Genomic DNA, 19,024 nt, shown 5'->3' with positions numbered 1-19,024 from the left:
CCTAGTTATTTAAGTTCGCTGCAAAAACATCCACATTTCTATTATTTGTTTTTTCTGAAAGTATAATTCCGTCCTTCATCACAATTGTTTTTTGCGAAAATGAAGCATCATAATCAGAGTGCGTTACCATCAAAATTGTAGCTCCGTTAGCATGCAGATCCGTTAATAATTCCATAACCTCATTCCCGTTTTTACTGTCCAGGTTTCCTGTAGGTTCATCGGCAAGAATAATTTTCGGATCATTAATTAAAGCTCTTGCAACGGCAACACGTTGTTGCTGACCTCCCGAAAGTTGTTGCGGATAATGTTTTAATCGGTGCGAAATGCCTAATTTATTAGCAATCTCATTTACTTTTTTCTTTCTTTCAGAAGCTGGAACATCATTATAAATCAGAGGTAATTCGATATTATCAAAAACAGAAAGTTCATCAATTAAATTAAAATTCTGAAAAATGAATCCGATGTTTTCTTTTCTCGCTTTCGATTTTGTTTTTTCTTTCGTGCCAACCATTTCCTGATTTAACAATTGGTAACTTCCGGCAGAAGCACTGTCTAATAATCCAATGATATTTAATAAAGTAGATTTTCCGCTTCCCGAAGGTCCCATAATCGAAACAAAATCGCCTTGATTAATCGTTAATGAAATTTCGCTTAATGCATTTGTTTCTATTTCTTCGGTTCTAAATACTTTCGAAAGTTTTGTAATGTTGATCATAATGGTTGTTTTTTAGATTGATGTTCGTTTTTAATTTTTTTATTGCCGAGGTAAAAGAAACGCGTCGAAATTAAGATAATTAACAATATAGTTGTTCGCTATCTATTTTTGTTATTTTTACCAGCAATAATGATTCTCATGTTTGATGATTTGCTAGTCATAATGTGATTTTCATGCCAAAAACTTAAAATCTGTAACTGCCTTATTTTTACATTTTTATTTTTTGAATAAAATTTAAAGTGTCCAATATTGGACAGCTTTCGTCCAAAACCGAACAAAAATGAAAAAGACAAATGCCTCAATATTAATCATCGACGATCAGGAAGACATCCTTTTTGCGTCGAAAGTGTTCCTGAAAAAGTATTTTGAAGACATTTATACACTCAATAATCCAAAAAATATTGTCGAATTATTGTCGAAAAAAACCATCGATGTCGTTTTGCTCGACATGAATTACAGAATTGGTTTTGAAGACGGAAGGGAAGGTTTGTATTTATTGAAAGAAATAAAAACGCTTTCGCCAAAAACGGTTGTGATTTTAATGACTGCTTTTGGAAAAGTCGAAACGGCTGTTGAAGGTTTAAAATCCGGTGCTTTCGATTATATCTTAAAACCGTGGGAAAATAAAAAACTACTCGAATCTGTAAAACAAGCCGTAGAGAAATCTCGCAAAGAACAAAAGAAAGACAAGAATATTGAAATTGAAAATGACTTTTTTGTTGGTACTTCTGAAATTATAAAAAAGGCCTATTCGCTAGCTGATAAAGTGGCTAAAACCGATGCAAATGTTTTGATTCTTGGAGAAAACGGAACGGGAAAATTTGTTTTGGCGCATCATATTTTTAGTCAGTCCGAAAGAAAAAACAATCCTTTTATTGCAGTTGATTTAGGCTCTTTAAATTCGAATATTTTCGAAAGTGAATTATTCGGTTATGCAAAAGGTGCTTTTACGGATGCAAAATTAGATACGCCCGGACGTTTTGAAATGGCTCAAAACGGAACTATTTTTCTGGATGAAATAGGAAATGTGCCGTTGCATTTGCAATCTAAACTCTTGCAGGTTATCCAGACAAAAACGGTAACAAGATTGGGCGAAACAAAACCGAGACCTTTGAATGTGAGAATTATTACGGCAACCAATTTAAACTTGAAACTGGAAGTTGCAGATAAAAGTTTCAGGGAAGATTTGTATTACCGCATTAATACGATGGAAATTGTTTTGCCTCCGTTGCGAGAACGTAATGAAGATAAAATTCCGTTGGCAGAATATCTTTTAGATAAAATGATCGAAAAATACGGAAGAGACGCGATTACTTTCGACAAAAAAGTTCTCGAACAAATTGAAAAACACGCCTGGAACGGAAACATTCGTGAAATGGAAAATAAAATTGAGCGTGCCGTTATTCTTTGTGAAAATAATAAAATCACGGTTTCAGATCTTGATTTAGAAACGATAACCGCTTATGATGAAAATCCGGATGATATTCAGCTTTCGTCTGTAGAAAAAGCTGCGGTCGAAAAAGCGTTGCTCAAAAACAATAATAATATTAGTAAAACAGCCGAAGAATTGGGTTTATCCAGAGGTTCTTTGTATCGTCGTTTAGAGAAATATAATATCAACATTAACTAATTGCTGTAATTGATTTTAACACATAGAAAGATAGTTTTGCATAGTGTCGAAAGACATTTTATTTGCATTAATACACATAGCTATGTTTGAGAAACTAGTTTCTTTTTGCATTTCTTTTTTTATTCATTTCTAAAAAGAGACCTATGTTTCTATGTGTTAAAATTAATTACCAACAGATTAAAATTAATTAATATGTTTAAAACATTTCAAACTTATAAGTTGCTGTTTCTAAGATTGATTTTTATTGTAGCGGGAATTGAATTTTCGATTTTCTTCTTTAAAATAAATTTAATTTTTACAGGTATTTTTGGTCTTTTTATGGTGTTTTTGCTTATTCGCGAAATGTATTTTTATGTTCGGAATTTTGTTTTGTTGTATGATAAAACGATCGCTTCGATTTTGCAGAATGATTTTACTTCAGATTTTTCAAAACATAAATTCAATAAAAGTTATAACGATTTGTTTCAGTTATATGATACGCTGAAAACGAAACAAAACGAACAGGTTTCAAAAGATATTATTTACCGTTCTATTTTGAATAATATCGAAACGGGAATTATCATTTTGCAAAAACAGGAAAACGATTGGGATATTTTTTTGATGAACGATTATTTTTCAAGTCATTTTAATGTTCCCAAAGTTTCTAAATGGAAATATCTTAAAAACCAATTGCCTTCTTTGTGCCAGATTATCGAAGAAGATAATTTTCAGGAAATAAAAACATCTGTAGAAATCAGCATCAACGAACAAAACATGCAAACATTCGTTTTGCAGGCGTCAAGAACAGAGATTTTCGAAAAGGATTATTTTATTGTTTTGCTGGATTCAATTCAAAATGTTGTTGAGAAAAAAGAGAAAGATGCGTGGGTAAATTTGATGAAAGTGATTTCGCATGAACTTTTAAATTCGATAACACCAATTCGGTCAATTTGCCAGAATTTGCAGGATTTAGTAGAACAGGATTCTTTATCGCAGGAAGATTTAGAAGATGTAAAAAATAGTGTCGAAACGATGTTGCGCCGAAGTGATCATTTGCAAAAATTTGTAGAAGGTTACCGAAAACTGGCGATGCTGCCTTCTCCGAAAAAAGAAAAAACAGAATTGCAGCATTTGATGGAAAGTTGTGTTCAGATTATGAATCCGTTATTTAAGGAAAATGATATTGAAGTTATAAATACGATTTCTTCTAAACGCTGGATCAATATTGATTCACAGCAAATGGAGCAGGTTTTGATTAATCTTTTAACGAATTCTATCAACGCGCTAAAAGATACGCAGCTGAAACAGATTCTAATTTCGGCGGAAGCCAAAGAAAACCGAACGTTTATCAAGATTACGGATAACGGAAACGGGATTGAAAAAGAAATTGAAAATAAAATATTCCTGCCGTTTTTTACAACGCGAAATGAAGGCGCGGGAATTGGATTGACTTTGTCTAAAAATATTATCGAAGCGCATGGCGGTTATATCTCTTATAAATCAGAAAGCAAAAAAACTGCTTTTGAAATTTGTCTTTTGGAATAGGAAATGTAATTTTAAGGAAATATTACATTTTTAAAGGTATTTTGCTTTGAGTAACAAATACTTGATGAAATTTACGCTTTTGTCAGCAATGTAATGTTATGAAAATATAAGAAAATCATTATCTTTATTATTTAGACAGATAAAATGTTATATATGCGAAAACTTTACAACGCGCCCTTTTTACTTATTTTACTATTGTTTGCCGTTCAATCTTCGAACGCGCAAAATACCCGTCCTAAAATTGGACTTACGTTAAGTGGCGGCGGAGCCAAAGGAATTGCTCATATTGGCGTTCTTAAAGCGATTGATTCTGTCGGGCTAAAAGTAGATTATGTAACTGGAACTAGTATGGGTGCTGTTGTTGGAGGTTTATACGCTGCAGGTTATAATGCTGATGAAATTTTAGATATAGCCAAAACTCTTGACTGGACTTCCTTATTATCAAATGATCCTCCTGTAAACAGCTTAAATCTTAAAGAAAAAGAAGATTTTGGACACTATTTTATATTGCCTTTAATAAGAGGAAAACTCGCTCTTAAAAAAGGTTTTATCGAATCGAATGAGCTTTGGCTGAAATTGGCTGAGTTGTATTATCCATATTACGAAATAAACGATTTTAGTAAGTTCGAAAAAGGTTTTCAATGTATCGCAGCTGATGTTGGAACAGGAAAAATGGTAGTTTTAAAAAACGGAAATATTGTAAACGCCGTTCGCGCGAGTATGGCAATACCGTCTGTTTTTACTCCGGTAGAAATTAACGGAAAACTTCTCGTAGATGGTGGAATTGTCAGGAACTTTCCTGTCGAAAATGTTCGGGAAATGGGTGCTGATTTTGTGATAGGAAGTGATGTTTCCGGCGATCAGGATCCTGTTGATAAAATACAGTCTCCTCTTGATATTATCAGTAGACTTCCTTTTTTTAATGCCGTAAAAGATCTGGAAGAACAAAAAAAACTTGTTGATATATATATCGATTATCCGTTAGGAAATTATGGTACAAGCAGCTTTTCTGCAGAGGAAGAAATTATCAAAATTGGTTTGGCAAAAGGAAAAGAGCTTTATCCGAAAATAAAGAGATTAAAAGATTCTCTTGACCTTATTTATGGAAAAGAAATTATAGAAAAGAGAGTGCAAAAAAAGGACTCTGTTTTTATTTCTCAATATGATATCAAAGGAATCGCGGCTTATGAAAAACCTGCTTTTGTAGATCTTATTGATTTTGTACCGAATTCGTATTACACAGCAAATCAATTGGGAACTTCAATACGATCGGCTTTTTCAACACGTGCATTCACAAAAATTAATTATTCGCTTGTTCCTGTAGAACCGGGAAAAGCAAAAATTATTTTTGATGTCGAGAAAGCGCCAACAACTTTTACAAGGTTTGGTCTTCACTATAACACAAGTACGGGAATTGCGCTTAAAACGGGATTTGTTAAAAAAGGATTTTTAGTGCCTTTTTCGACCACTTCGTTTGATGTTTCGATTGGAGAAAATCCGAGAGCCAAACTGGGCTATGGTTTCTATCTGACAAAAGATCGAAAGTTTACAATGGAGTTAGAAGCTACTATAGAAACGATTGATATCAATACTTATAATCCTGAATTTTCGAGCACCGGACTTTATAATCAGGTAAGTCAAAATACTGATTTTCAAATAGTGTGGCAACCAGAAAATAATTGGGCATTGGGTTTTGGAACAAGTTTGGGTTATGTGGCTTTTGAGCCTAAAATTATTTCCCAAATTGAAGCAAACGGAAATCTTCGTTATATGGATACGTATTTATTTTTGCATCACAATACATTCAATACGCCGCTTTATCCCAACCGCGGAAGTGATATTTACATTAAAGCTGGTGTAGTATATAATCAGAATGTCGATTTTACGATTTCTCAAAATGGTACTGAGTTGGCTAATAATGATTCAGGAACTTTAAGCAGTAGTTCTTATACACAGCTAAGAATTAATTTTGAAAAATATTTCCCCATAAACAAAAATGCATTCTTTGTTCAACTGCAATCAGGAATGAATTTTAATTACAAACAAGCCATTATGAATGATTTTGTAATTGGTGGATTAAACAATGTAATCAGGAATCAAATTACTTTTTCAGGTTTACCCGAAGCATCTATTTTTACAGCAAGTGCTATAAGTTTCAAAGTTGGTTATCAATATGCGATTACGAACAATTTGTTTGTAATAACAAAAGTAAACGGTTTGTATTATGATTTTATTACAAGCAATTTCAGGCTAAATACAATTCCTCATCAGGGAATTGGTTATTCGCTAACAGGCGGTTACCGAACATTTTTGGGCCCAATTGAAGCCAGTTTAATGTACAGCGATTTTAATAAAAGAATAATGCCTTATTTTAATTTAGGATATATTTTGAGTTTGGATTAAATATTAAATTTGAATAATAAAAAACTCCATTATTTCTAATGGAGTTTTTTGTAAATAAGCAATTCTTCTTTTTAAGTTGGTATTCCATTAAGCATGTTTACCATTACCTGCAATCCTTCCGGAGCATACATCCAATCCATCATTTCGCCCGTTTCCTTTCCTTCCTCAACAAATCGTGCAAACATCTGTTTTTCATAAAAAGCGATCGCAGCTTCTACAGTAGTAAAATTTCCGTTAGTCAAAATCCCGCTTAAATTCAAAGCATCAAGCATTGCAGAATTTACGCCTTCTCCGTTTGGAGGCAATAAATGCGCCGCGTCACCAAGCAAAGTTATGTTAGGTTGAGATTCCCAATATTGGTCTAAAGGCATAGAGAATAAAGGTCTTGGTATAAAATCGGTTTTTTCGTCGTCGAATATTTCAAGCCAGATGCTATCCCAATTGGCGTATTCTTTTTTAAACCATTTCAAAACTTCGGTACTGTTTTTAAAATCGATACCACTTTCTTTAGCCCAGTTTAGATCTGTTTTAAAGCCAATATAAATATCCATCGTACCATCGCCTTTAGCACTAGCAAATATTGTTTTTGATTCATCAAGCGCAGCAATTTTTCCGCCTTTTAATAAATCATAAACTTTAGGAGCATTCTTTTCAGCGTCATCAATATTACATACTAAATAAGTAACTCCTGAATAAACGGGTTTGATTGGCGTAAGAAACGGACGAATTTTAGAATTGGCGCCATCAGCTCCAATTACAACATCTGCCTTTGCCGTTTGGCCATTCTCAAAAATGATTTCCCAATTTTCCCCAATATTTTCAACTGAAACAATATGGCTGTCCCAAACAACAGTATCCGGTTTCAAAGAATCTATTAGCATATCTCTTAACGGGCCGCGATCAATTTCAGGTCGAAACCATTCATCTCCAAAATCACCCGTTGAATCTTTTTCGTGATCGTCATGAAAAATAACTGCGTTTTTGTCGACAATACGATATCGATCATTGCCGGGTCTGTAAGTTGCTTTAAATGCATCCATTAAATCAGCCGCTTCAAGAGCTTTTAATCCAGAATCAGTATGCAAATCCAGCGTTGCTCCTTGCACTCTTACATGTCTGTTTTCGTCTCTTTCGTAAACTTTTACGTCAACCCCTTTAAGTTGAAGTAATCTTGCCAACGTTAATCCTCCGGGTCCGGCGCCAATAATTGCCACCTTTTTATTTTTAAGTAATGTACTCATCTTCTTTTATTTAATTATTATGAAGCAAAATTATTGTTACTTTTACGAACAAAATAACCGTAAATGATAATAAAATAGTCATAAATGAAAATATCAGTTGTAGATCAAAAAGGTTCGGGAATTACACGTCAATTTGCAAAAGCGATTGGTGCAACCGTTCGCGGACGTTTTATTGATATTCCTGAAAGCAAAGGCGGAGGTTATTTGACGGGATTTTCCTGGAAACAAAATAATCTTCGAATGATGATACGCAATTATTATCTGCATGAAGAAATTTTACTGGAGCGAACCAATATTTTAGATGAAGGACAAGAAGATGTTGTTTTTATGCTGAGTGATGTTTTTCCGTCTCCGTTAGAAACAGAAAAACAATTATTGCCAGAACAGTCGAATGTGTTTATTTGCATGCATGCCGTTTCTGCCGTACTTACAATGCCATCAAATACTGTTTTTAGAAGTATTACAATTGCGGTTTCACGACAATATTTACGAGAAACTTTTGGAAATATAGAACATCCTGTAGTGGCAACGATTTTAAATGGAAAAGAAAACTTTGCATTTGAAACCAGCATTTCACCAGAGATGATTAAAACTGCCAGCGAAATTCTGGAACAACCCGTATCTGAAAGTTTAGAAAGTCATTACAGCAAACTGAAATGCGAAGAATTACTTTGCTGCATTTTTTCTCAATTGATACAACGCGAAGCTACGCCAACAAGTAACATGCATATCGAAGATATTAAAGCGATTTATGCGATCAAACTGAGTTTGCAATCAAATCTCGACGAACCGCCCAATATTGCTTTGCTTGCAAAAGAAGCCGGAATGAGCGAACCTAAATTGCGAAAACTTTTTAAACAAACTTTTGGCAAAGGCGTTTTCGAATATTTTCAATCCATGCGAATGCAGGAAGCAGCAAGATTGCTAAAAGAAAAACACTTGACAGTTTCAGAAGTTGGCTATCAATTAGGATTTACAAATCTCAGCCATTTTTCAAGAGTTTTTGAACAGCATATTGGCATGAAACCGAAGAAGTATTCTGTGAGTTAGTGTTTAAGAAAAAATAGTTTACTTTTATGATATAATCAATCAATTCAAAAAATGACACAATCAACAACTCAATTCGAAGAAACAATCAAAAAAGCATATACTGCTTTTAACGAAAGAAACATTGACAATGCACTTTCAACAATGCAACCGGATGTGCAATGGTCTAAAGCATGGGAAGGCGGCTACATAAGCGGACACGACGAAATCAAAAAATATTGGACAAGACAATGGACGGAAATTAATCCGAAAGTTGAACCAGTTGGTTTCGATGAAAGAGAAAACGGAAGCTTAGAAGTAAAAGTACATCAAAATGTAAAAGACTTAAAAGGCGATTTAATGTTTGACGGAATGGTGAAACATGTTTATACTTTTCAGAATGGATTGATAAAAACTATGGATATTGAATTGGTTGAGAATTAAATAATTTTTTCTACAACAAATAAAAATCTATGAAGAAAGTATTTATTTTATTGTTTTTGTGTTTTCAGTTTTATTCTTGCCAAAATAAAAAAGCAGAATTAAAGAAATTTGACGCTAATGGAAAACTTATCGTGTACAGCGAAGAAGTTTACGCCAATATGTGGATGAAAAATAGAAATTTAGATGTTACGGTAATTGATACGTTTTGTATTAATCAAAAAGCGAGAGCGCTTAGTGATATTAAAAATGGAAAATTAATATATTTTGGTTATGCTATCGACGGGATATTTAAAAAACTTTCGAAAAAGCTTAGTAAATATGGAATAGAAACAAAGGAACATTTAAGTGGATGTACCAGAATGGGTAGTTTTGAGCCTTATTGTTATCAAATTGAAATGTGGAAAGAGATAGACAGAAAATATGGAGAAAATTTTATTGATTCTCTTTCTGAGGAAGCAAAAAAAGAATTCATAATAGAAAATCCGAATGTTAAATACATGGAAGATGGAAAAGATTTAAGAGAAAAATATTTGCCTAAATAAAAGGATAAATATTGTTTCTTAAAAAACAAGACCGTTACCTTGGTTTGTAAAGTTCCAATATAAATTCTACAATTTTTCAGTTCCTTGTTTTTAAACTATTTTTGCATCGCAATTATTACGAAGTCAAAATCAAGTTAAATAAAGAGCAATTGGAAAAAGTGGAGAATGAAGAAGCAAGCTGGACGATTTGTCCCGAATGTAAGGGACGAGGCAAAAAAAGCCGAAGACTCAGCAAGAAAGTGCGACTCCATTACCAAAGAGAACTTGATCAATTTGAAAAATCAAACGGAGAAGGTACAACTCCAATCAAACCTAAAGCCCATTTAGATTCATGTCTAAACTGTAGTGCATCAGGATTGATTCCTTCTGTTAATCCTCCGGCAGCAGATAAAGAAAATTACCCGCACGTCGCCATTATTGGCGGCGGAATTGGCGGAGTGGCGCTGGCCGTGGCTTGTTTACACCGAGGAATTCCTTTTACGCTTTATGAGCGTGATATCAATTTCGATGCTCGATCTCAGGGCTACGGACTCACATTGCAACAAGCCAGTAAAGCAATCGAAGGATTGGGAATTTTCTCTTTACAAGAAGGAGTAATTTCAACAAGACATTTGGTTCATACTACAGAAGGAAAAGTGATCGGTGAGTGGGGAATCAGAAAATGGATTCCGTCAGAAACCAAAACATCTCCCAAACGTACCAATGTGCATATCGCGAGGCAATCTTTACGCCTGGCATTATTGGAACAACTTGGCGAAAAAGATGCCGTACAATGGGGACATCAATTAATAGATTTTAAGGAACAGGAGAACGAAAGTATTGATTTAACTTTTCAGGTAAACGGAGAGATAAAAACAGCCAAAGCAGATCTTGTAGTTGGCGCCGATGGAATTCGAAGCTCAGTCCGGAAGTTGCTGATTGGTGATGAAATTGCTCCTTTACGTTATCTGGATTGTATCGTAATCTTGGGTATTTGCCCTTTGAGCGCTCTCGAAGGAGTTGATAGTTCTCTACTGGATTCTGCAACTGTATTTCAAACTGCCAATGGCAACGAACGAATTTACATAATGCCTTATACGGCAGATTCGGTAATGTGGCAGCTTAGTTTTCCAATGTCAGAAGAAGAAGCTAAAACGTTAAGCGTTCAAGGTCCGAAAGCACTCAAAGAAGAAGCTTGTCGAAGAACACAATGGCACGATCCAATTCCTCAGATTTTAGCAGCAACATTAGAAGCGCAAATTTCCGGATATCCCGTTTATGACCGCGAATTACTTCAATCAGAATTATTAGAAAAAAACGGAGCAATAACTTTAATTGGAGATGCAGCTCATCCAATGAGTCCATTTAAAGGACAAGGTGCAAATCAAGCACTTTTGGATGCACTTTCGCTGGCTCGCGAAATCGTAAAAGAATGCAGGCCTTTATCGCAATGGAGAAAAGCAGGAGTGAGGCAAAGTGTATTAACCGAGTTTGAATCAGAAATGCTGGAACGAAGCGCCACCAAAGTAAAAGATTCTGCAGATGCCGCACAGTTTCTACATTCAGAAATCGTACTTTATGAAGGCGATGAACCGCGAGGACGAGTCTTAAAGAAAAAAGACGTTTAAATCAATAATTAGATTTTATTCGAAATATTTTTTTAATTGATTTAAAAAAAAACATAAGCAAAAACGCTCAATATAATAATTTCCTATATTCGTAGAGAACAAATTCAAATTCGATTGAGCAATTTATATGAAAAAAGCCCTAAGTAATCAGGAAGATTGGGAACAAAAACGAGGTGGTTATTTATTAGTTGCAGTAATTTCTATTCTTGTGGGCGTTTATTTTCTGATTAATTTAAAAATTGGCAGCTACGAAATAAAACCATCAGAACTTGAAATGGTTGAAGGTTTAATTATCAAAAAAAAACCGGAATTCAAAGTAAGTGGAGGTAAAAATAAAAGACACTGGATTGAATTTAAATGTTATAATAACCAAACTACATTCGAAATTGCCGATTATGATTACAAATGCATAAATAAGGAAGAAGTAGTAAACGAAATAAATATTAGCGATACTATTTCGGTTATGGTTTTGAAAAAGGACTTAGGAAATATTGATACTGAAACTTCTTGCGAAATTCATTCGTTGGTAGATAAAGACAAAGAATATCTCGATATTAATTGCAGAAACAATAAAGACCAAAAAGATGGAGAGGTGGGATATTTAATTTGTTCTGCAATTACGGTTATAACTGGTTCTGTATTTTTATTTAAAAAAAAGCCTAAGTTTTTTGATGATGTTGATCCACGTGTTATGATTTGGATAATTATAATTTTACTTTTTGTTGTACTTCGATCGATATTGACAAAATAAAAGAAACAGATGAAATTGAATTTAAAAAGAATGTGAAAAAATACAGAAAAATTGCAAAATCAGTTCAGAATTAAAAGGATAAAATTATTAATGTTTTTTTTACTATTACCATTTTTTGCACAAAGTCAAATTGACAGCGTAAATATAGGTGGTGTAAAATACTCTTATAGATATTTAGCAGAAATCATAAAAAAGGAAAAGAATGCATTATATTGGAGAATGCCTGAAGATTTTACAGGTTATTCGACCGACTTTAAAAAAGACAGTTCATATATTTTTATTAAAAAAAGAAAGTACTTGCAGGTAATTTATTTTTCAGATAAATTTAAATTAAAGACACTTAGGCCTATAAATAAAATGCAAAGGAAAATTTATATACAAAATGTTATAAATAATAAAAAAGGTGTAATTGAATTTACTGAAAATTGTGATTTAACTTTTAAAGGAGTAAGACAGAACAAAAAGTTAACGACCTTTTACTTTCAGGCAAAATCCGATGGTTATGAACAACGTTTCAGCTTAAAGTTTGATAAAGCTTTGATGCTTTTAAATTTTGATTTTCCATTTTTAAAAAAATGCAATTAACTAAATTCTAATATTGAGAAATCTTAATCGTTTTGCTGAATTTATGAATGCAAAACTCATTTTGAAACGATAAATTTAGCAACTACTTAATTTATATTATTATGAACGTACAAGATCAAATAACAGAATATATTGCAAATCAGCCTGAACCAAAACGCAGCGAAATGCAAGAGTTGCACCAACGTATACTTCGTATAGCTCTGGAGTGTAAATTATGGTATGAAGATGGTAAAAACAGCGAAAATAAAACGGTTAGTAACCCAAACATTGGGTATGGATTTCAGGTTTTAAAATATGCTGACGGAAAAACCAAAGAGTTTTTCCGAATTGGTGTGAGCGCAAACACAACGGGAATCTCTGTCTACATTCTCGGTATTAAGGATAAAACATTTTTAGCTCAAACATTTGGAAAAGATCTTGGTAAGGCAAGTGTAACGGGTTATTGCATTAAATTTAAAACGCTAAAAGATATCAACATTGATGTACTTGAAGCGGCGATTCGATATGGAATTGAAACAACGTGAAATGGTATAATATTTTTTATTGATTTGAATTAGTTAATTATTTAGAATAAAATAATAAAAATAACAGTTGTAGTAACAATATTGTTAATTTCACGTCCTATAAAAAAACATCAATCAATGAAAATAATTACAAGCGTTTTAATTTTATTATTAAGTAGTCAATTTATTTCGGGACAATCAGCAGTAAAAAAAATAGATTCTATTTGTCAGTCTATTTCCAATAAAAATCCGGAAATAGGTATTAGTATAGGATTTGTTGAGAATGGTAAGGAGTATTTTTTTAATTACGGAAAAATTAGCAGGGAAAGTAATTTGAAGGCAGATCAAAATACAATTTATGAAATAGGATCTATTACCAAGTTTTTTACAGCCAATTTAATAGTACAAGCCAACAATGAAGGCAAACTAAAAATTGATGATTTTATAGATGATTATCTGCCAAAAGAATATGTATTATCAAAAGAAATTAAAGGTAAACTTAAAATTTCTGATTTAGCTTCGCATCAATCCGGTTTGCCTGATCTGGATATAAAAAAACAAATGGAATTAAATCCTAAGCAGCCTTTAGATATAGGAAAGGAAGCAATTCATTCTCTTATCAACGAAAATACAAAGTTGATTGATTACGGAAATTATCGTTACTCAAACATTAACTTCATTTTAATGGGGATAATTTTAGAGAAAGCGTATGGAAAGGATTTTGAAACTTTATTGAAAGAAAAAATTCTTGTTCCTGTCAAAATGGAAAATACTTTGACAACATCTTTTGATGTAAAAAACAAAGTGACAGGATACGATTATAAAGGAGTTCAGCAAGATTTTTTTAATTGGAATTCGTTTGTGGCGCCGGCAGGTTTGCTAAAATCTAATACTTCAGATCTGACAAAATTTTTAAAAACCCTCTTATCAAATAAAGGTGAAATCTCAAAAGCAACTATACTTGCAGAAAATACTTTTTATAAAAATACGCAAAGAGAAATAGGTTTAGGATTGCAAATGGAACGAACCGATAAAGATGTTTATTTCTATAAAACAGGAAATACAATGGCGTGTGCTTCAATTCTTGCTTATGATAAAAAATCTAATTGGGGAATTGTAATCTTGTTAAACCATAACAATTCTGGTTTGATTGCAGATTTTATTAATATAAATTATGATGAGGTTTTGAAGAAAAAATCATTTTCAAAGTAATAAAACGCAATACATAAACGAGCTAGTTTTTATGAAACATACTATAACAAATAAATTATTAATTCTCTTATATACACTAATCGTAGGTTTAACGTTTTTTATGCTAATAGAAAGGCAGAAAGAATTATGGGAAAAATTAGCCTTACTAGCACTTGCCGTAATAATGGTATTATTATATATTAAGAATACAAACAGAATTAAATACTTCATGTTCGTTGATGATGTTTTAATTATTAGCCAAACATTCTCAAAGCAAAAACAATACAGTTTAAAAGATGTTTCTGGTTGGACTGAAAATCATTATCATTTATTGGACTTTAAAACTGGACGAGAAATAGTCTTAAAGATGAAGGAAGGAACTAAAATCAATCTATTCGAAAAGAATTCTAAAGATTTTGAAAAGCTTTCGGACTATCTGAGTGAAAATTTTCCTGAAGCTTTCGAAACTAAAAACAACAACGGTTTTACAAAATGGTTAAAAATATTTGAGCTATAACAAAAAACTCCTTAAGAAATTAAGGAGTTTTTTGTGGTTATTATGAAACCCGTTTACGAACCATTTTTTGCAGGATTTAAAGAATTTAGTAATCAAATAGAATACATCTTTTAGTTATATAAATTCCATAATTTCGGATAAGTTGCTGGTAGTTCTTCCTCTTTCCAATCAACACCTTTTGTTGGTGGTGCACCAAAATCATAATCTAACCCTTTTCCGATTGCAACATCTCTTGGGAAACTTTCATCTTCCTCCTCTTTACCTATTCTTATTTTATATGCATTCGTTGCGACATACATTAGTTCTTCAAAATCTGATTCCTCATCTTGATTTATATTTTCCGATAAAAAATCAGGATTTTTAAGAGTTTCTGTATAATTTTTTTCTCCTTTTCCAATTAGCCAACAACGAAAATATAGATAACTATCATCAGAAACATAACCTTCAATAATTTTTTGAGCTGCCATTATTTTAAAATCATCTGCTTGAATAACTAATTGTCTAAAGATTATTTCAAATTCAATAATTTGTTCAGGATTATACGTTGATAATTTTTCAATAATAACTTTTTCCTGTTCTAATTTATCATCATTAGATTTTGCAATCGAATATTCTATTATTTTCCAAAATTCAGTTTTATCCATTTTGTTATTTTTTATAAATTGTTTTACTTCAGATTTTGATTTTTTTTCTGAATCATTCTTACCTATTTGTCCGCATGATACAATTAGTAATATTATGAACAGTATAAATTTATGATTTTTCATTCTCTTTACGAATTTTGTCAAATGTTAACTAATAGCAGCTTTTATTCATTTGATGCTTTCCAGTATTTTTACAGTTGATTCTGTACCGGTTATTTTACAGTTTTCTTCATAGCTTACTTTTGGATTTAAACCGAACTCTTCCATAATTTCATTTTTCAATGTTTCATTTTTTGGATTTCTTAAATCAAATTCAGTTTTATAATAAGGATCACGATTGAAATCGAAAACATTATTATTCTTTATCGTTTCGATAATATCGACTTTGTAATAATGTGTACTAAATCCACAAGAATAATACCCATAAGGATTTTGTGTTAATATTGAATTGCTATTTTCTCGACTTATATATTTGTTGAATTTTGACAAGGGAAGTTCTTTATGTATAAATCCCCATTGAAGAAAAACATTTGCACTCCCATAACTAATGCTCCTCCCATAAGATATAGGAAACTCGAATTCTTTTTCTTCTAACTTTTTATTACCAATAATTTCATATTCTCCATAATGAAAATGATTGTCCATCATATAATCTGATGGTAAAGCTGTTAGATTTTCTAATATTTTTGTGTCTATATTTTTTTCCAGTGATATATATGGATATAATTTTACTAAAACAGGAGGTCCCATTAATAAATGTAAACCATGATTTTTTTCTAAAAAATTACTTTTTCTTATTTTATTAACGTCAAGTAAAATTCTCCCGAAACCATAATTTTTCCTGTCTATTTTGTATGCAAAAAAATCACCCGATTTATATTTTACATTTTGTTTTTTAGCATTTTTGAATTTACTAATTTCTTGTAAATGATTTTCGTCAGCATTTTTTATAAAATCTTCAACCCAAAAACTCAATTTATTTTCTGTTCTTTTTTTTCTGTCTTCCCAATTGCTGGAAAAAAAGGTAGTTTTAGTTGTGTGATTCCCGATCCATAAATCCCCAAAAAGATTTAAAGAAACATGTACACCAATTGGAGTTTTTGTCGACAGAACAGACGCTGTTAGTTTCTGTTCTTTTCCTTTTGCCGTTTTTGGAACTAAAATTTCTCTATTTTTTGTTAACTCATTATACTGAGTTTCTACATATTGATTTGAGTTTGAAATAATATGTCTTTTTATTGTATTATCTTCAAAATATAGAATGCTTGGTTCACGATAAGTATCTCCTTTTAATATTACTTTTTCCCAATTAGGTTTTATTTCTTCTAGACCTAGATATTCTCTTTCTTTATTTGATAATTCAAAATTCATTGCGTTTCAGTTTTTTTTTGGTAGATGATGTATAGTTATTTATAAAAAGAACTAAAATAATGTTTTTAATCATCTTTACGAGAGTTATTATTAAATGCTGTGCGAATGTCTTTGACTTCGCATCCGCAAATCTAAATTCGAAAATTATGGACATAAAAAACTCCTTAAGAAATTAAGGAGTTTTTTTATAAAGGATAGCCAATTTCCCAAATGTGTCCAAAAGGATCTTTCAGTTTTCCTATTCTCCAATCTTCTTCGGTTGTCATTGGACAAATTTCTGTTGCGCCAAATTTTAGTGCATTTTCAAATATTTCGTCCGCATTTTTAGTTTCTAAAATTATTCTAACCGGACTATTCAGATTTGGACTTAAATTCTCATTGCAAGGTTCTTCATCACTTAGATAAAAACCCGCATTTTCAATTTCAATTACTGAAGATATTTTTTTGTTTTGCAGTTCAAATCTTTTTACCTCAATAGCTCCAAAGGCCGATACATAAAACTCAACTGCTTTTATACCGTCGTTGACTGTCAGAAAAGGTTTTATAGTAGTTTTAAAGTTAGTCATACAAATTTATTTTTATTGTTTTGTTGATTAAATGAATTTGTGTCGTTTTACAATCGCAGTTATTTTCCTGGCCAGAAGTAGCACATATTAATATTTGTTTCTTTATAAACTAACCAATAATAAAATTACAAGAAATAAATTGTTGAACAAAAAAACTACTTAAGAAATTAAAGAGTTTTGGTGTAAATAGATTGTTTTACTTTTCTTTAAGTATAGCTTGTATTGAATTACTAATTTCTTCTAAGTTATTTTGTTTATTATTGGTCATTAAAATAATTGTCGAATTAAGATTGCTTATTAATAAAGCTTGATAATTAAAAGCTGCACCATCATGTATATGACTTATTACTTGTCCATTTTTAATATTTCCTGCACCAAGACCAGTTTGACTGTCTTTAGAAAAAGGTTCAAAAAGTTCACGTGTTGATTCTGGATTAATTATTTTAAATGAATTGATGGCTTCAGACCATTTATTGAAATCCTCTAAATTTAATGCTGTCCAGCCTGAAATGTTGTATTTAAGAACATCTGGTTTTCCTTTATTATTAAATGATTTTGCAAAAAGCGTTTCATTTTCATCAGGATCTACAACAGCATTTTTTATTCCGACAGGCTTTAATATTTTCTTAACTACAAATGAATTGAAATTCATATTTGTGATTTTTTCAATAATACGCCTTTGTAAAAACACATTATTGTTATTATAATCATATTTTGTTCCCGGTTCGAAGTCAAGTGCCAAAGTATTTTGCAAATGCGCCATGTTATCAGAATCCTGATTGACTTCACTCCATTTTATTTGAGGTAGTCCGCTTGTATATTGAAGCAAATGAATAATTTTAATTTTATTGGCCCATGACGGAAGTTCAGGTAAAAATTTAGAAATAGGGTCATCAAGTTTTAATTTGCCCTGTTCTTTAAGCATCATAATTCCAATGGCATTAAATTCTTTAGCAATTGAACCTATATGAAACCGATAATCCTTACTTAATTGTATGGTGTTGCTTGCATCAGCTTGTCCAAAAGCTTTTTCATATAATATTTTACCTTTTTCTACAATTAAAACATTTCCGTTAAAAGCTTTTGAGTTAAGTGCATTTTGGAATAAAGTATCAAGTTTTGCTTTTGTTTGATTTCTCTGGCTGTAACAATTAGCGCCCATTATTAGTGTAATAGTAAAAACTATAATTTTGATTTCTTTAATGATTGTACTCATTTTCTAAATTTTAATAAATATAAAAAAAAACTCCATTAGTAATAATGGAGTTTTCGGATGTTTTGCAAAAGGCTATTTTCCTTTTATTATTTTTTCAAGATATTCGATTTTGTCTTTTTCTGCTTGGACTAAACGTTCATATAGTTTGATTTGCTCTTCATGAGCTTGTATTAATTTATCTAAAGGATTAAAAGTGCAACCATAATTAACTGCAGAAGAATTGTCTACATGATAAGTATTACCAATAATATTTAAGACAGCTTCTTCTGAAAAATTTTTAATAGCTTCTACAGTTACACCTAATGCTTTTGCAATTTCTGCAAGTTTTCCATCTTCTATTGTTTCACTGTTTTCAATAGCAGATATAGCTTGTTGATTTGTTCCTAAAGCTTGTGCCAAAGCTTCTTGTTTCATGTCGCGAAGTTCACGAATACGGCTAATTTTTCGCCCTATGTGATTTGGTTTTGATAGTGTGCTCATAATTCAAAGATATTTAAAATTTCTCAGAAATTTCCCATTTGGTAAAAAACAGATTTAAATTGTGCGAT

General features: G+C 31.7%; 19 protein-coding genes. 12 read left to right on the top strand and 7 right to left on the bottom strand.

The genetic code is table 11. The features are described from left to right. Nucleotide 1: 1 nt before the first annotated feature. On the bottom strand, nucleotides 2-715 hold the full coding sequence (locus tag GKZ86_RS14475) for an ABC transporter ATP-binding protein (protein ID WP_154783792.1): 714 nt from the start codon (nucleotides 713-715) through the stop codon (nucleotides 2-4). 280 nt (nucleotides 716-995) lie between these two features. Between GKZ86_RS14475 and GKZ86_RS14470 the strand changes: the two genes are divergently transcribed. From GKZ86_RS14470 to GKZ86_RS14460, 3 genes are all read left to right on the top strand, one after another. Continuing rightward, a complete protein-coding gene (locus GKZ86_RS14470) occupies nucleotides 996-2,345 on the top strand; it encodes a sigma-54 dependent transcriptional regulator (RefSeq protein WP_154783791.1) in 1,350 nt (449 codons plus the stop codon). A 192-nt stretch (nucleotides 2,346-2,537) separates the two neighbouring features. Then, the gene (locus GKZ86_RS14465) at nucleotides 2,538-3,869 is read left to right on the top strand and encodes a PAS domain-containing sensor histidine kinase (RefSeq protein WP_154783790.1); all 1,332 of its coding nucleotides are present in this window, start codon (nucleotides 2,538-2,540) and stop codon (nucleotides 3,867-3,869) included. A gap of 153 nt (nucleotides 3,870-4,022) precedes the next feature. Beyond that, nucleotides 4,023-6,272: a patatin-like phospholipase family protein gene (locus tag GKZ86_RS14460; RefSeq protein WP_194632536.1), complete on the top strand. Its 2,250-nt coding sequence runs from the start codon at nucleotides 4,023-4,025 to the stop codon at nucleotides 6,270-6,272. 71 nt (nucleotides 6,273-6,343) lie between these two features. On the opposite strand, the gene GKZ86_RS14455 is transcribed toward GKZ86_RS14460, so the two are convergent. After that, complete coding sequence (locus GKZ86_RS14455) at nucleotides 6,344-7,513, bottom strand: NAD(P)/FAD-dependent oxidoreductase (protein ID WP_154783788.1); 1,170 nt, start codon at nucleotides 7,511-7,513, stop codon at nucleotides 6,344-6,346. An 84-nt stretch (nucleotides 7,514-7,597) separates the two neighbouring features. Between GKZ86_RS14455 and GKZ86_RS14450 the strand changes: the two genes are divergently transcribed. The 9 genes from GKZ86_RS14450 to GKZ86_RS14410 all read left to right on the top strand — a co-directional run bounded on the left by GKZ86_RS14450 (nucleotide 7,598) and on the right by GKZ86_RS14410 (nucleotide 14,679). Next, entirely contained in the window at nucleotides 7,598-8,563 is a 966-nt protein-coding gene (locus tag GKZ86_RS14450; protein ID WP_154783787.1) for a helix-turn-helix transcriptional regulator, read from the top strand. Nucleotides 8,564-8,614: 51 nt separating this feature from the next. After that, complete coding sequence (locus GKZ86_RS14445; RefSeq protein WP_154783786.1) at nucleotides 8,615-8,983, top strand: nuclear transport factor 2 family protein; 369 nt, start codon at nucleotides 8,615-8,617, stop codon at nucleotides 8,981-8,983. 29 nt (nucleotides 8,984-9,012) lie between these two features. After that, nucleotides 9,013-9,525, top strand: coding sequence for a hypothetical protein (locus GKZ86_RS14440; protein WP_154783785.1), 513 nt, complete (start codon nucleotides 9,013-9,015; stop codon nucleotides 9,523-9,525). Between the two features lie 149 nt (nucleotides 9,526-9,674). Then, the gene (locus GKZ86_RS14435) at nucleotides 9,675-11,132 is read left to right on the top strand and encodes an NAD(P)/FAD-dependent oxidoreductase (protein ID WP_154783784.1); all 1,458 of its coding nucleotides are present in this window, start codon (nucleotides 9,675-9,677) and stop codon (nucleotides 11,130-11,132) included. Between the two features lie 127 nt (nucleotides 11,133-11,259). Beyond that, a complete protein-coding gene (locus GKZ86_RS14430; protein ID WP_154783783.1) occupies nucleotides 11,260-11,883 on the top strand; it encodes a hypothetical protein in 624 nt (207 codons plus the stop codon). A 219-nt stretch (nucleotides 11,884-12,102) separates the two neighbouring features. After that, the gene (locus GKZ86_RS14425; RefSeq protein ID WP_154783782.1) at nucleotides 12,103-12,468 is read left to right on the top strand and encodes a hypothetical protein; all 366 of its coding nucleotides are present in this window, start codon (nucleotides 12,103-12,105) and stop codon (nucleotides 12,466-12,468) included. Between the two features lie 101 nt (nucleotides 12,469-12,569). Next, nucleotides 12,570-12,992 (top strand): DUF1801 domain-containing protein, encoded by a 423-nt coding sequence (locus GKZ86_RS14420; RefSeq protein ID WP_154783781.1) that lies wholly within the window; start codon nucleotides 12,570-12,572, stop codon nucleotides 12,990-12,992. A 117-nt stretch (nucleotides 12,993-13,109) separates the two neighbouring features. Then, nucleotides 13,110-14,183, top strand: a complete 1,074-nt coding sequence (locus GKZ86_RS14415) for a serine hydrolase (protein ID WP_154783780.1) — start codon at nucleotides 13,110-13,112, stop codon at nucleotides 14,181-14,183. Between the two features lie 31 nt (nucleotides 14,184-14,214). Then, nucleotides 14,215-14,679, top strand: a complete 465-nt coding sequence (locus GKZ86_RS14410) for a hypothetical protein (RefSeq protein ID WP_154783779.1) — start codon at nucleotides 14,215-14,217, stop codon at nucleotides 14,677-14,679. 110 nt (nucleotides 14,680-14,789) lie between these two features. On the opposite strand, the gene GKZ86_RS14405 is transcribed toward GKZ86_RS14410, so the two are convergent. The 5 genes from GKZ86_RS14405 to GKZ86_RS14385 form a co-directional block, all read right to left on the bottom strand. After that, nucleotides 14,790-15,446 (bottom strand): DUF4240 domain-containing protein, encoded by a 657-nt coding sequence (locus tag GKZ86_RS14405; RefSeq protein WP_154783778.1) that lies wholly within the window; start codon nucleotides 15,444-15,446, stop codon nucleotides 14,790-14,792. A 45-nt stretch (nucleotides 15,447-15,491) separates the two neighbouring features. After that, a complete protein-coding gene (locus GKZ86_RS14400; RefSeq protein ID WP_154783777.1) occupies nucleotides 15,492-16,694 on the bottom strand; it encodes an immunity 26/phosphotriesterase HocA family protein in 1,203 nt (400 codons plus the stop codon). Between the two features lie 185 nt (nucleotides 16,695-16,879). Continuing rightward, nucleotides 16,880-17,260, bottom strand: coding sequence for a VOC family protein (locus tag GKZ86_RS14395; RefSeq protein ID WP_154783776.1), 381 nt, complete (start codon nucleotides 17,258-17,260; stop codon nucleotides 16,880-16,882). 196 nt (nucleotides 17,261-17,456) lie between these two features. After that, on the bottom strand, nucleotides 17,457-18,476 hold the full coding sequence (locus tag GKZ86_RS14390; protein ID WP_154783775.1) for a serine hydrolase: 1,020 nt from the start codon (nucleotides 18,474-18,476) through the stop codon (nucleotides 17,457-17,459). Nucleotides 18,477-18,548: 72 nt separating this feature from the next. Continuing rightward, nucleotides 18,549-18,956, bottom strand: a complete 408-nt coding sequence (locus GKZ86_RS14385; protein WP_154783774.1) for a helix-turn-helix transcriptional regulator — start codon at nucleotides 18,954-18,956, stop codon at nucleotides 18,549-18,551. Between the last annotated feature and the right edge of the window lie 68 nt (nucleotides 18,957-19,024).

This window comes from Flavobacterium sp. LC2016-13 (assembly GCF_009707955.1).
GTDB lineage: Bacteria > Bacteroidota > Bacteroidia > Flavobacteriales > Flavobacteriaceae > Flavobacterium.
The sequence above is the reverse complement of the archived record's forward strand: the minus strand, read 5'-3'. Positions and strand labels throughout refer to the sequence as shown.

Coding starts and splice junctions, on each gene's coding strand:
- GKZ86_RS14475 (WP_154783792.1), bottom strand. CDS start 715: ATGATCAACATTACAAAACTTTCGAAAGTATTTAGAACCGAAGAAATA.
- GKZ86_RS14470 (WP_154783791.1), top strand. CDS start 996: ATGAAAAAGACAAATGCCTCAATATTAATCATCGACGATCAGGAAGAC.
- GKZ86_RS14465 (WP_154783790.1), top strand. CDS start 2,538: ATGTTTAAAACATTTCAAACTTATAAGTTGCTGTTTCTAAGATTGATT.
- GKZ86_RS14460 (WP_194632536.1), top strand. CDS start 4,023: ATGCGAAAACTTTACAACGCGCCCTTTTTACTTATTTTACTATTGTTT.
- GKZ86_RS14455 (WP_154783788.1), bottom strand. CDS start 7,513: ATGAGTACATTACTTAAAAATAAAAAGGTGGCAATTATTGGCGCCGGA.
- GKZ86_RS14450 (WP_154783787.1), top strand. CDS start 7,598: ATGAAAATATCAGTTGTAGATCAAAAAGGTTCGGGAATTACACGTCAA.
- GKZ86_RS14445 (WP_154783786.1), top strand. CDS start 8,615: ATGACACAATCAACAACTCAATTCGAAGAAACAATCAAAAAAGCATAT.
- GKZ86_RS14440 (WP_154783785.1), top strand. CDS start 9,013: ATGAAGAAAGTATTTATTTTATTGTTTTTGTGTTTTCAGTTTTATTCT.
- GKZ86_RS14430 (WP_154783783.1), top strand. CDS start 11,260: ATGAAAAAAGCCCTAAGTAATCAGGAAGATTGGGAACAAAAACGAGGT.
- GKZ86_RS14425 (WP_154783782.1), top strand. CDS start 12,103: ATGCCTGAAGATTTTACAGGTTATTCGACCGACTTTAAAAAAGACAGT.
- GKZ86_RS14420 (WP_154783781.1), top strand. CDS start 12,570: ATGAACGTACAAGATCAAATAACAGAATATATTGCAAATCAGCCTGAA.
- GKZ86_RS14415 (WP_154783780.1), top strand. CDS start 13,110: ATGAAAATAATTACAAGCGTTTTAATTTTATTATTAAGTAGTCAATTT.
- GKZ86_RS14410 (WP_154783779.1), top strand. CDS start 14,215: ATGAAACATACTATAACAAATAAATTATTAATTCTCTTATATACACTA.
- GKZ86_RS14405 (WP_154783778.1), bottom strand. CDS start 15,446: ATGAAAAATCATAAATTTATACTGTTCATAATATTACTAATTGTATCA.
- GKZ86_RS14400 (WP_154783777.1), bottom strand. CDS start 16,694: ATGAATTTTGAATTATCAAATAAAGAAAGAGAATATCTAGGTCTAGAA.
- GKZ86_RS14395 (WP_154783776.1), bottom strand. CDS start 17,260: ATGACTAACTTTAAAACTACTATAAAACCTTTTCTGACAGTCAACGAC.
- GKZ86_RS14390 (WP_154783775.1), bottom strand. CDS start 18,476: ATGAGTACAATCATTAAAGAAATCAAAATTATAGTTTTTACTATTACA.
- GKZ86_RS14385 (WP_154783774.1), bottom strand. CDS start 18,956: ATGAGCACACTATCAAAACCAAATCACATAGGGCGAAAAATTAGCCGT.